This window comes from Piscinibacter defluvii (assembly GCF_004011805.1).
Taxonomy (GTDB): Bacteria; Pseudomonadota; Gammaproteobacteria; order Burkholderiales; family Burkholderiaceae_C; genus Piscinibacter; species Piscinibacter defluvii.
Map to the genome: position 1 here is coordinate 228148 of NZ_ML137198.1, position 11750 is coordinate 239897.

Below are 11750 nucleotides of genomic sequence, written 5' to 3' on the forward strand. Positions count from 1 at the left end.
CGCGTCGGTCAACGGCACCGGCAACAGCGCGGCCAACGTGATCACCGGCAACGCCGGCGCCAACGTGCTCAACGGCGGCGGCGGCGCCGGCCGACTGGCCGGCGGCGCCGGCAACGACACCTACGTCATCGGCAACACCGGGGTCGTCGTGGTCGAGCTCGCCGGCGGCGGCATCGACACCGTGCGCAGCAGCGTCGGCCGCACGCTCGGCAGCTACCAGGAGAACCTGGTGCTGACGGGCACCGCGTCGGTCAACGGCACCGGCAACGATCAGGCCAACGTGATCACCGGCAACGCAGGCGCTAACGCGCTGGACGGTGACCGTGGCGCCGATCGCCTGTCCGGCGCCGGCGGCAACGACTCGCTGGAGGGCGAGGTCGGCAACGACACGGTGCTCGGCGGGAGTGGCAACGACACGGTGCTCGGTGGAAGCGGCAACGACGGGCTGGCCGGCGGCACCGGGCTCGACGCGTTCCGCTTCAATTCGCCGCTGAACGCGACGAACAATGTCGACAGGATTGCGGACTTCGTCTCCGCCGACGACCGCTTCCAGCTGGATGACGCGGTGTTCGCCGGCATCGGACCCACCGGCATGCTGGCGGCATCGGCCCTGCGCCTGGGACCGCAAGCGCTGGACGCCAGCGACCGCATCATCTACGACAGCGCGACCGGCTGGCTCTCCTTCGATGCCGACGGCAATGGCAGCGGCGCCGCGCTGCACTTCGCGACGCTGACGGCCGGCACGACCGTCGCGCTGTCCGATTTCGTGATCGTGTGAGCGCCGCGCACCGCGGGCGGCCTCAGCGCCGCCCGCGCCCGCAGCGCGACTCGATCAGGCAGCGGGCGTAGCCCGCGTCGGTCTTGAGCAGGAACAGCGCACGCGCCGCGACGGCGGCGTCGGGGAAGTCGCTGAACATGCCGTCGACACCGAGCGTGTAGAAGTCCAGGTATTCGTTGACCGGGTTGCCGGCGTAGTCCTTCGCCAGGCGCCGCTGCTCGCTGCGGAAGGTGTAGGGATGCACCACCAGCCCGAGCGCATGGGCGCGCTGCACCAGGTCGGTGGGCGGCAGCAGCGTGCGGTCGGCATCGTTGACCAGGCCGTCGCCGTTCACGTCGCTGCACGCGCCGTTGACCAGCGTGCAGGCCGAGCTGCGGATGTAGGGCTTCCACGGGCCGATGCCGTCGGCATAGGTGGCCACTTCGGCGAGCCCGGCCGGCGTCAGCAGGTCGGCGAAGCCGCCGGCACGCCCGGAGACGACCCAGTCGTACGGCTTGTCGAACGGCGCCGCGTAGGTGAGCCGGCCGTCCGGCGCGATGCCGTCCGCATCCACCAGCTGCACCAGCGGGAGCTCGGTGCGCGTGCGCAGGTAGCGCAGGTTGGCGGTCTCGAAGGACTGGATGTAGACCGGCGCGCCGCGGTGGTTCCAGCCGGCGCGCGTCAGCACGCGCAGCAGCCGGTCCTCCAGCGCCAGGCCGAGGCCCTGGTGGTAGGTGGGGTGCTTGGTCTCGGGGTACAGGCCGATGCGGCGCTGCTTCTCGGCCGACTTGCGTCGCACCAGCTCGATGATCTCCTCCAGCGTCGGCACCTCGAAGCGGCCGTTGAAGCCCTGGTCGCGCTCGCCGGCCGGCTGCACGGCGCGCAGCTTCTTGATCTCGGCGAGCGTGAAGTCGCTGGCGAAGAAGCCGGTCTCGGCCACGCCGTCGACCAGCTTCGTGGTGCGGCGCGCGGCGAACTCGGGGCGCGTGGCGACGTCGGTGGTGGCCGTGATGTTGGGCTCGTGGCGCGCGATCAGGTGGCCGTCCTTGGTGGCCACGAGGTCCGGCTCGACGTAGTCGGCCCCCAGCTCGATGGCCAGGGCATAGGAAGCCAGCGTGTGCTCGGGCAGGTGGCCGCTCGCGCCGCGGTGGCCGATCACGATCGGCGCCGGGTCCGCGGCAGCGCCGCCGTCGCGGTGGGCGAAGGCCGGCAGCGTGGCGGCCAGCACGAGCGCCAGCGCGCCGCCGCGCAGGAGGTTCGGGGTCATGGGGTCTCCTCGTTGGTGGTCCGCGAGGCTAGGCGCCGCGCGTGACAGCGCCTTGACAGGATCGCCTCAGCGCCGGATCCAAAGATAGAGCATCAGCGCGCCGATCAGCACCGGCTGGTGCAGCATGTAGAAGCTCAGGCTCCAGCGCCCCAGCGCCGCCAGCGGAGCCAGGGCACGCGGCAGCGCCCCGGCCAGCCAGCCGGGGCGCCGCGCCAGCAGCCACTGCCCGGCCGCCAGGCCCCACAGCATCACGCCGAGCCAGGGCAGGACGGGGGCCCAGTCCTCCGTGACCGGCTTGCGTGTCACGAGGCCGAGCCAGTTGGTCCAGCGCGAGTCGAAGAACGGATCGGCCACCAGGCGCGGCAGCGCGATCGCCACCAGCCCGAGCAGCCACAGCCAGCCGCGCAGCGGCGCCGCCAGGCGCGCCAGCACCAGCATCACGGCGATGCCGTGCAGGATGCCGAAGCTGATCCAGCTGCGCGGGAACATCAGCGCCGAGCCGGCACTGACCAGCACGGCGCAGCCGGCCACCTGCGCCCAGCGGCGCCAGAAGCGCGGCCAGCCCTGCCCGGCGTGCAGCGCCAGCGCCAGCGCCAGCCCGGCGCAGGCCAGGAACAGTGTCACGATGGCGGTGCGCTGCCAGAGCCAGAACGGGTCGCTGCGGAAGGCCTGGCGGATCAGGCCGAAATGGTTCAGGTCGTAGCAGAAGTGGAAGACGGCCATCCAGACCATCGCCAGGCCGCGCAGCGCGTCGAGCCGGTCCGAGCGGCCCGGCGGGCCGGGAGTGCGCAAAGGGTCCGCGGTTGTCAGCACGGCGCGACGATAGCGCACGCTCGTGGCCGCGGCGGCCCGGTTATGCTCGTGGGCCTAATGCCCCGCGACGCTTCCCCTGCCACGGCTGCTGCCGTCGAGCGCGAACTGCTCAAGCTCGCGCTGCACAACGCCGGGCGCAGCGTGATGGCGCAGGTGATCGTGGTGGCCTACATCGTGTGGGTCGGCTGGCGTGCCGGGCAGCGCGAGGCCGCGGTCGCCGCCGGCGCGATCGGCCTGCTCGGCGCCGCCTGGCGCTGGTGGATCTCGCGTCGCTTCGGCGACACCGCCCGCCTCGACGAACGTGGCCTGCGCGTCGCGCGGCACTCGCTGGAGGGCAACGCGGCCACCGCCGGGCTGCTGTGGGTGGTCAGCGTGGCCGGCATCTACACCGAGCTGTCGGGCGCCGAGGCCACCGCCTTCATGGTGATGGCCTGCGGGGCGACGGCGGTGGCGGCCTACTTCATGTCGCTGGTCGGCTGGTCGTTCCACCTGCTGGCGCTGCCGCAGCTGGCCGGCGTGATCCTGGTGTCGCTGCTCGACGACAAGGTTCGATCCCTGCCGCTGGCGGCGCTGGTGGCGATCTTCGGGGTCACGATGTTCCGTGTGGCGCGCGAGTTCACGCTCGCCACCACCGAGGCGGTGCGCCACGGGCTGGAGGCCGACGCGGCCAACGCCTCGCTGCAGCGCGCCAAGGCGATCGCCGAGGCGGCCAACGCGTCGCTGCAGCGCGCCAAGGAGCAGGCGGAGTCGGCCAACATGGCCAAGTCGCAGTTCCTGGCCACGATGAGCCACGAGATCCGCACGCCGATGAACGGCGTGCTGGGCGCACTCGAGCTGCTGCGCAGCTCGGCGCTCGACCCGCAGCAGCGCCGCCTGGTCAAGACCGCCGCCTCGTCGGGCGAATCGCTGATGGCGATCCTCAACGACGTGCTGGACCATTCCAAGATCGAGGCCGGCAAGCTCAGCCTGCTGCGTGCCCCGCTGTCGCTGCACACCACGGCGGCCTCGGTGGTGGCGCTGTTCCGCGCCAATGCGCAGTCCAAGGGCCTGTCGCTGGTGCTCGACCTCGAGCCCACGGTGGGTGACCGCGTGCTCGGCGACGCGCAGCGCCTGAAGCAGGTGCTGCTCAACCTGGTGGGCAACGCGATCAAGTTCACCGAGCGCGGCGGCGTCTCGCTGCGCCTGAGCCCGCGCGCCGCACCGGCCGGCCAGGTGCGGGTGCACTTCGAGGTGATCGACAGCGGCATCGGCATCCCGGAGGCGGAGGCGTCGAACCTGTTCGAGCCCTTCCACCAGCTCGACGGCTCGCGCAGCCGGCGCGCCGGCGGCACCGGCCTCGGCCTGGCCATCAGCCAGAAGATCGTGCAGGCCATGGGCGGGCAGATCGAGGTCGAGAGCCGGCAGGGTGCCGGCTCGCGCTTCGCCTTCGAGCTCGGCTTCGAGATCGACCCGCACCCGCCGGCCGGCGAGGCCACCGACTCGGCGATGACCCCGCTCGACCCCCTGCCCTCGCGCCTGTCCGGCACCGTGTTGGTGGTGGAGGACAACCCGGTCAACCGGGTGATCGCCGAGGAGATGCTGGAGTCGCTCGGGCTGTCGATCATCGAGGCGCAGGACGGCGTGGAGGCGCTGGACGTGCTGTCGCGCCGCTCGGTCGACCTGGTGCTGATGGACTGCCAGATGCCGGTGATGGACGGCTACACCGCGACCCAGCACATCCGCGCGCGCGAGACGCGCCACCGCCTGCCGCGCACGCCGATCGTCGCGCTGACCGCCAACGCCTACGAGGAGGACGCGGCGCATGCGCTGGAGGTCGGCATGGACGCACACCTGGCCAAGCCCTACACCCGCGACCAGCTGCGCGACGTGATCTCGGCCTGGCTCTGACGCAGCGTTGCACGCAATCGGCAGGCGGTTCCGGACAGCCCGCTCGGGGGATGGACCGGCGCGCCCGTGCGGCCGTCCAATGCGCCGCTGCGACCAGGGCCTGTTCACACTACGGCAGGGCTCGCGTGACTCGACAAACAGACGCCCGCAAGGCGCACGGCGCAGCCCAGGCTGGACGCCTGGGCAAGTCGTGCAACGCGGCGGGCGCCTGTTTGCCGAGATCACCCGGCGGGCCGGGGTACCCCAAGGCGCTGGGCCGCGTTGCGCCACTGGCCCAGGCCACCAGCCTGGGCTGCGCGCCGCGCCTTGCCCAGCGCCTTGGGCCACCCCGGCGCGAGTCCTGCCGTAGTGTGAACAGGCCCTAACCGAGGAGCCTATCGATGGGAACCGTGACCGAGGTGCTGGCCACCGCGAAGAAGCCGGAGGACGTGGCCGGCGTCGAGTGGGATGCGCGCTCGCGCGTCTCGATCCTCGACACGCCGCTGAAGGACAAGAAGGTCGACGCCGAGAAGATCGGCGAGAAGATGAAGAAGGCCAAGAAGGCGGCCGAGTTCGTGCTGACCTACGACGGCCGCAAGCTGGTCTACGGCATCCGCGTCGGCTCGGACCTGACCGTGATCGACAGCCTCGACGTGGCCGGCCAGTCCGACCTGGCCAAGCGCCGCCAGTGGCTGGTGCGGCTGAAGAAGAACTCCAAGGTGGTCACCTCGGCCGACCTCGACGCCTTCGACAAGGTCAACCCGATCCCGGCCGACCCGAAGGAGATCGCCGAGGTCGAGCAGAAGATCGCGGTGACCGAGTCGATCATCAAGTCCGAGACGGACGTGAAGAGCTGGTACGCGAAGAAGTACGCCGATTTCGACTGGCAGCAGCGCCGGCTCGACTTCCTGCCCTGGGCCAAGAAGCAGGGCTTCGAGGCGTACGCGCAGTTCATGATCGGCGTGACCGACGGCTTCCAGGACTACGCGATGATGAAGACGCATGTCCTGAAGGGCGCGAACCTGCCGGTCAAGCTCCAGCCCGCCACCCGCGCCGCGATGGAGAAGGCCTTCGCCGCCGGCCAGAAGGTCGACTACGCCGCCGCCAAGGCGGAGGTGCTGAAGATCGTCGACGGGGCGCTGATGCCCAAGTTCCGCGCGCTGCGCTTCAAGGAGGCCGAGAAGACGGTCGAGCGCGAGAAGAAGAACGTGGTCGCGCTGAAGGCCGAGCTGGCCAAGCTCAAGGGGCGGAAGTAGGCGACGCCCTCAGTCGGCCAACGCACCCCAGGCGGTGATGCCGGTGCCGCGCTCGTCGCCGAAGCCGGTGTTGCCGGACTTCAGCTCGCCCCAGGCGGTGTCGAGCTCGATCTTCTTGATCTCCTCGACCGCACCCTCGTCGGCGCCGCCCACCTTGCGCACCTGGGCACGCGCCAGGCGCTCCATCAGGCGCAGGTCGCGCGTGGTCAGCTGCAGCGCCGACTCGGCCCACAGTTCCACCGTCGTCATCAGCGACTCGTAGGTGATCGGCGCGGCCATGCGCTGCGCCGTCAGCGCGGCGAGCGTGCCGCGCAGGCGCGGCTCGACGGAGCGCACCACGTCCAGGATGGCCTCCTCGCCCTCGCCGTCCTCGACCACCCGGTCGACCAGGCTGCGCCGCAGCAGCTGCTCGCCGGTGAACAGCCGGCCGGACAGGATCATGTCGTTGGCCACCGCGAAGCCGGCCTTGCGGATCGTCAGCGGCCAGGCGCCCATGCCGGGGAACAGGTTGAACAGCACCTCGGGAAAGCCGGCCTGCGCGCTGCGCTCGAAGATCACCTTGTGGAAGGGCAGCACCGACTCGAGCCCACCGCCCAGCGTGTCGCCCTGCACCAGCACCGTGGTGTGCACGCCGCGCGCCGCGGCATGCTCGAGCCACCAGACCAGGTCGATGCAGCGCCGGCCGTACATCTTCAGCGAATCGACGTCCTGCGCGCGCACCAGCAGCACGAACAGCGCCAGGTCGCCGCCGAAGTTGAACACGCCGGTGACGTCGGAGCTGAGCACCAGGTGGCGCACCACGCCGGGGTTCTCGGCGATGTCGTCGAGCACACGCTGCATCTCGGTCAGCCCGGCCAGGCTGTAGCACTGGATCGGCTTGACGCAGGTGCGCACGCGCAGCATGGCGAGATCGCTCGACCACTCCAGGCGCAGGTACTTGTAGGGCCGCGACAGCAGCTTCGGGACACCGGACAGCCCGCGAGGGTCGTTCATACGGTCTCGATGATGCGCGTGAAGTGGTGGAAGTTCAGCAGCGCGGACTCGACCACCGCCTCGCGCGCCGGCTCGTCGTGCAGGGTGTTGAGGATCTTGCGCAGCACGGCCATGTGTTCGGCATCCATGGTGGCGTGCGAGTTGATGAAGGACACGCCGCGCTCGCCCTCGAGCAGCAGGGCCTCCGTGATGGCCGCGGCAAACGGCCCGCCGTACACCGAGGCGATCACCTCCAGCGTGTACAGCATGCCCAGCACCGAGCACGGATGGCGGCGCTCGGCGGCCCAGTAGTTGTAGCCGACCAGCGCGCGCGTGTAGGGCGAGGGCTCGTGCGCCTCCGTGTCCGACGGCATCACGCCGACCGCCTCGAGGTCGTTGCGCACCCACTCCTCGTGGCCCGATTCCTCGTGCATGTGCTCGTAGAGGAAGTAGCGCACCTGGCGGTGGCTGTCGGGCAGGCGGCTCGCCGCCGCGGCGCTGACCGGGTTGAAGTGCCAGACGACGTGGTAGAGCTCGAGCAGCAGGCGCCGGTAGCGCTCCAGGGTCATGCCCTTGGCGACGGCGTCGAGCACCACCGGATGGGTCTCGAACGCCCGGCGCGCCTCATCGGTGCGGACCACCAGGTCCGCGAAGAACAGCGTCATTCATCACTCCAACGACCGAACTTGTTGTGCGGCGCGCACCGCGGCTCGCCGTCAGGATGCCTTGCAGCATCCGTGCCGCATGCTAGCCGCAAGCATGCCCGCTCCACAACGTGTCAGCCCTGACAGGGCCGCTGCGCGTGCAGCGGTCCGGACGGGCAGTGTGCGTCGGCGATGCTGCACTGCAAACAGGCTCCAGGGCGCCGGCGTGCGCAGGTGGCCGCGGGCATGTCCGTCACGCCACAGTCTGTGGCGCAAGCGTCGAATCCTGCGCACCCGGCGATGACCTCGCAGGTCATCGCCGGCGGCACGCGGCTCGGCTATCGTCGCCGCATGACCGCCGGCCTGCGCGCCCCCATCGGCAGCCTGTTGCGCGAGTGGCGCCAGCGCCGCCGCCTGAGCCAGCTCGAGCTGGCCCTGGCTGCCGAGGTCTCGGCGCGCCACCTCAGCTTCCTGGAGACCGGCCGCGCCATGCCCAGCCGCGAGATGGTGCTGCGCCTGGCCGAGCGGCTCGAGGTGCCGCTGCGCGAACGCAATCGCTGGCTGACGGCGGCCGGCTTCGCGCCGATGTTCGCCGAGCGGCCGCTCGACGACCCGGCGCTGCGCAACGCGCGCGCGGCCGTCGAGCAGGTGCTGCGCGCCCACGAGCCCTGCCCGGCACTGGCGCTGGACCGGCACTGGAACCTGGTGTCGTACAACCGTGCCGTGCCGCCCCTGCTGGACGGGCTTGCGGCCGACCTGCTCGTGCCGCCGGTCAACGTGCTGCGGCTGAGCCTGCACCCGCATGGCCTGGCGCCGCGCATCCTCAACCTGGCGGCCTGGCGGCATCACTTGTTCGCGAGGCTGCGCCAGCAGATCGCCGCCAGCGGCGACGCCGCGCTGGCCGCGCTGCACGACGAACTCAGCGCCTACCCGGTCGCGCCGGGCACGGCCGCCGCGCCGGCCGAGCCCGCGGTGCTGGTGCCGCTGCAGCTCGCCAGCCCCGGGGGCACGCTGTCGCTGATCAGCACCACGATGGTGTTCGGCACGCCGGTGGACATCACGCTGGCCGAGCTGGCGATCGAGACCTTCTTCCCGGCCGACGCGGCCAGCGCCGCGCTGCTGCGTCGCCTGGTCGACAGCGCGCCGGCCGGCGCCGTGGCATAAGGCACGCAGCACCGCCCCGAGGAGACCCGCGATGGACGAAACGACGAGCCCGCGCACCGCCCACCGCATCTGCCCGCTGTGCGAGGCCTGCTGCGGGCTGGAGCTGACGATCGAGGGCCGCCGCGTGAGCGCGGTGCGCGGCCACGCGGCCGACGTGTTCAGCGCCGGCTACCTGTGCCCCAAGGCCGTCGCGCTGAAGGATCTGCACGAGGACCCGGACCGCCTGCGCCGGCCGCTGGTGCGGCGCGATGGCGCCTTCGTCGAGACCGGCTGGGACGAGGCCTTCGCCGAGATCGAACGCCGCCTGCTGCCGGTGATCGAGGCCCACGGCCGCGACGCGGTGGCGGTCACGGTGGGCAACCCCTCGGCCCACAAGATGAGCCTGCTGCCCTATTTCGGCCGGCTCGCCAAGGCGCTGGGCACGAAGAACATCTACTCGGCCTCGACGCTCGACCAGATGCCCAAGCAGCTCGCCTGCGGGCTGATGTTCGGCCACTGGCTCAGCATCCCGGTGCCCGACGTCGAGCGCAGCGACTTCCTGCTGATCCTGGGCGCCAACCCGGCGGTCAGCAACGGCAGCCTGTGGACCGTGCCGGACGTGCGCGGCAAGCTCAAGGCGCTGCGCGCGCGTGGCGGACGGGTCGTGGTGATCGACCCGCGCCGCACCGAAACCGCGGCACTGGCCGACGCGCATCATTTCATCCGCCCGGGCAGCGATGCCTTCCTGCTCGCCGCGATGCTGCACACGCTGTTCGCCGAGGGCCGGGTGCGGCCCGGGCGCATCGCGCCGCACCTGGCCGGCCTGGAGGCCTTGCCGGCGGCTGTCGCGCCATTCACGCCCGACGCGGTGGCGCCGGCCTGCGGCATCGCCGCCGACACCATCCGGGCCCTGGCGCGCGAGCTGGCCGCCGCGCCGCGCGGCTGCGTCTACGGGCGCCTGGGCACCTGCACGCAGCGCCACGGCACGCTCGCCTCCTGGCTGGTGGACGTGCTGAACGCGCTCACCGGCCACCTCGACGAGCCCGGCGGCGCGATGTTCCCGCGCGCCGCCGCCTTCGCCGCCAACACGGCGGGCAAGCCGGGGGTCGGGCGTGGCATCGTCACCGGGCGCCACGCCAGCCGGGTGAGCGGCGCGCCGGAGGTGTTCGGCGAGCTGCCGATGGGCGTGCTGGCCGAGGAGATCGAGACCCCCGGCCCCGGCCAGGTGCGCGCGCTGATCAGCGTGGCCAGCAACCCGGTGCTGTCGGCGCCGAACGGGCCGCGCCTGGCGCGCGCGCTCGGTTCGCTCGAGTTCATGGTGAGCCTGGACATCTACCTGAACGAGACCACGCGCCATGCCGACGTGATCCTGCCCGGCCCGAGCCCGCTGGAGGACGATCACTACGACATCGCCTTCCCGCAGCTCAGCCACCGCAACCACGCGCGCTACAGCCCGGCGGTGTTCGAGCCGCCAGCCGGCCAGCCGCCCGAATGGCAGAACCTGCTGCGCCTGGCGGCCATCGCGCTCGGCCGCGGCGCCGGCGCCGACGTGCTGGCGCTGGACGACGAATGGGTCGCCGACGAGGTGCGCAAGCTGGCCGGCGAGCGCACGCCGGCGCTGCTGGCCGCCCTCGCCCCGCGCCGGGGCCCGGCGCGGCTGCTCGACCTGGCGTTGCGCACCGGACCCTACGGCGACGCCTTCGGCGCACGCCCCGACGGGCTGAACCTGGACAGGGTGGCGCAGACGCCCGCGGGCATCGACCTCGGGCCGCTGCAGCCGCGCCTTCCCGAACTGCTGCGCACGCCCAGCGGCCGCGTCGAGCTGGCCCCCGCGCCGCTGCTGGCGGCGCTGGCGCAGGCGGCCGGCGAACTGGCGGCCGCGCCGGCCGACGGCCTGCAGCTGGTGGGCCGGCGCGAGGTGCGCAGCAACAACAGCTGGATGCACAACCTGCCGCTGCTGGCCAAGGGGCCGGAGCGCTGCACGCTGCTGATGCACCCGCACGATGCGCAGCGCCTCGGCCTGGCCGACGGCATGCTGGCCGAGATCGAAGGCGCCGGCCGCACGGTGCGCGCGCCGGTGCAGTTGGACGACGCGATGATGCAGGGCGTGGTCAGCCTGCCGCACGGCTGGGGCCACGACCTGCCCGGGGCCCGGCTGGCGGTCGCGGCCCGGCGGCCGGGCGCGAACCTGAACGCGCTGCTGGACGAGAACGCGCGCGATCCGCTGTCCGGCAACGCGGTGCTGAGCGGGGCCCCGGTGACGGTGCGCCTGGCTCAGACGTCCAGCGTGTAGACCTCGGCGGCGGCGCGTTCGTCGGGGTTGTGGCCGGCCAGGGCCTGGGCCCAGCCGGCCTCGAGCCCGCTGCGCTGCGGGGCGAGGCCGCTGGTCATGACCGCCACCTCCTCGGACGACGCGTCGAACTCGCCGAGCGGCCTGCGCTGCGCGTCGAACAGCCGCGCCACCATCGAACCGCCGGCGTCGATCACGATCAGGTACTTGGCAGGGGGGCTGTGCATGCGGGCCTCCGCGTCGGGCAGGCCTGCAGCATACGGCGCCCGGGGCGCCGTTGCGCTGCGCGGGATCAGGCCGCGTCGACGATCTGGCGCAGGGCCTTGATCAGGCGGTCGAACTCGGGGCGGTCGGTCTGCTTGAGCAGGTCGAGGTCACCGCGCAGGCGCTCCACGCGCGCCAGCGCCGACTGGCGCTTGACGGCGTCGATCTCGTCCTTCATGTCGACGAACTTGTCGACCGCCTCCTCGCCGCGCACCTTGGCCGGCGCGGCGGCGATCAGCACCGCCAACGCGTCGGCGATGCGGCCGAGCTGGCGCCCGTAGCTGTGGCGCTGCAGCACGTCGGCCTCGGTCTGCGGCGCGCTCGAGTTGTGGCTGTTGATGTTGAAGGTCCAGCCCGGCAGGATGGGCTGCACCAGATTCTGCGGCGCGAAGGCCTGTGTCCAGGAGCGCATCCAGGCCGCCGGGTCGGTGCCGGCCGGCCAGAGCCGTGTGCTCGTGCTGTCGCCCATCGAGACCTC

The 11750-nt window shown here is 72.1% G+C and carries 11 protein-coding genes; 5 read left to right on the forward strand and 6 right to left on the reverse strand.

Going from position 1 to position 11750, the window contains the following annotated elements:
• Positions 1-778 (forward strand): calcium-binding protein (locus tag D9C15_RS06590; RefSeq protein WP_205854737.1); only part of this gene is annotated, 778 nt, incomplete at its 5' end.
• Between the two features lie 22 nt (positions 779-800).
• Here the strand turns inward: D9C15_RS06590 and D9C15_RS06595 are convergent.
• The gene (locus D9C15_RS06595) at positions 801-2024 is read right to left on the reverse strand and encodes a glycerophosphodiester phosphodiesterase (RefSeq protein ID WP_127996637.1); all 1224 of its coding nucleotides are present in this window, start codon (positions 2022-2024) and stop codon (positions 801-803) included.
• Between the two features lie 66 nt (positions 2025-2090).
• Positions 2091-2816, reverse strand: a complete 726-nt coding sequence (locus D9C15_RS06600) for an acetyltransferase domain-containing protein (protein ID WP_259372593.1) — start codon at positions 2814-2816, stop codon at positions 2091-2093.
• 78 nt (positions 2817-2894) lie between these two features.
• Between D9C15_RS06600 and D9C15_RS06605 the strand changes: the two genes are divergently transcribed.
• Together D9C15_RS06605 and D9C15_RS06610 are read left to right on the forward strand one after the other, a co-directional pair.
• Complete coding sequence (locus D9C15_RS06605) at positions 2895-4724, forward strand: ATP-binding protein (protein WP_127996638.1); 1830 nt, start codon at positions 2895-2897, stop codon at positions 4722-4724.
• 380 nt (positions 4725-5104) lie between these two features.
• The gene (locus tag D9C15_RS06610; protein WP_127996639.1) at positions 5105-5959 is read left to right on the forward strand and encodes a hypothetical protein; all 855 of its coding nucleotides are present in this window, start codon (positions 5105-5107) and stop codon (positions 5957-5959) included.
• Positions 5960-5968: 9 nt separating this feature from the next.
• Here D9C15_RS06610 and D9C15_RS06615 read toward each other — a convergent pair whose 3' ends face one another.
• Positions 5969-6952 (reverse strand): crotonase/enoyl-CoA hydratase family protein, encoded by a 984-nt coding sequence (locus D9C15_RS06615; protein ID WP_127996640.1) that lies wholly within the window; start codon positions 6950-6952, stop codon positions 5969-5971.
• Positions 6949-7596 carry an iron-containing redox enzyme family protein gene (locus D9C15_RS06620; protein WP_127996641.1) on the reverse strand — a complete coding sequence of 216 codons (648 nt, stop codon included), beginning with the start codon at positions 7594-7596 and terminating at the stop codon, positions 6949-6951. The genes D9C15_RS06615 and D9C15_RS06620 overlap by 4 nt, the downstream gene beginning before the upstream one ends.
• A 330-nt stretch (positions 7597-7926) precedes the next feature.
• Between D9C15_RS06620 and D9C15_RS06625 the strand changes: the two genes are divergently transcribed.
• A complete protein-coding gene (locus tag D9C15_RS06625) occupies positions 7927-8739 on the forward strand; it encodes a helix-turn-helix domain-containing protein (RefSeq protein WP_127996725.1) in 813 nt (270 codons plus the stop codon).
• Between the two features lie 31 nt (positions 8740-8770).
• Entirely contained in the window at positions 8771-11011 is a 2241-nt protein-coding gene (locus tag D9C15_RS06630; protein ID WP_127996642.1) for a molybdopterin-dependent oxidoreductase, read from the forward strand.
• Here D9C15_RS06630 and D9C15_RS06635 read toward each other — a convergent pair.
• On the reverse strand, positions 10993-11235 hold the full coding sequence (locus D9C15_RS06635; RefSeq protein ID WP_127996643.1) for a hypothetical protein: 243 nt from the start codon (positions 11233-11235) through the stop codon (positions 10993-10995). The genes D9C15_RS06630 and D9C15_RS06635 overlap by 19 nt on opposite strands.
• Positions 11236-11300: 65 nt before the next feature.
• Positions 11301-11741, reverse strand: a complete 441-nt coding sequence (locus D9C15_RS06640; protein WP_205854738.1) for a hypothetical protein — start codon at positions 11739-11741, stop codon at positions 11301-11303.
• Between the last annotated feature and the right edge of the window lie 9 nt (positions 11742-11750).

Excerpts from the sequence above, each read along its gene's own strand:
- D9C15_RS06595 (WP_127996637.1), bottom strand. The coding sequence starts at position 2,024 with ATGACCCCGAACCTCCTGCGCGGCGGCGCGCTGGCGCTCGTGCTGGCC.
- D9C15_RS06605 (WP_127996638.1), top strand. The coding sequence starts at position 2,895 with ATGCCCCGCGACGCTTCCCCTGCCACGGCTGCTGCCGTCGAGCGCGAA.
- D9C15_RS06610 (WP_127996639.1), top strand. The coding sequence starts at position 5,105 with ATGGGAACCGTGACCGAGGTGCTGGCCACCGCGAAGAAGCCGGAGGAC.
- D9C15_RS06615 (WP_127996640.1), bottom strand. The coding sequence starts at position 6,952 with ATGAACGACCCTCGCGGGCTGTCCGGTGTCCCGAAGCTGCTGTCGCGG.
- D9C15_RS06620 (WP_127996641.1), bottom strand. The coding sequence starts at position 7,596 with ATGACGCTGTTCTTCGCGGACCTGGTGGTCCGCACCGATGAGGCGCGC.
- D9C15_RS06625 (WP_127996725.1), top strand. The coding sequence starts at position 7,927 with ATGACCGCCGGCCTGCGCGCCCCCATCGGCAGCCTGTTGCGCGAGTGG.
- D9C15_RS06630 (WP_127996642.1), top strand. The coding sequence starts at position 8,771 with ATGGACGAAACGACGAGCCCGCGCACCGCCCACCGCATCTGCCCGCTG.
- D9C15_RS06635 (WP_127996643.1), bottom strand. The coding sequence starts at position 11,235 with ATGCACAGCCCCCCTGCCAAGTACCTGATCGTGATCGACGCCGGCGGT.
- D9C15_RS06640 (WP_205854738.1), bottom strand. The coding sequence starts at position 11,741 with ATGGGCGACAGCACGAGCACACGGCTCTGGCCGGCCGGCACCGACCCG.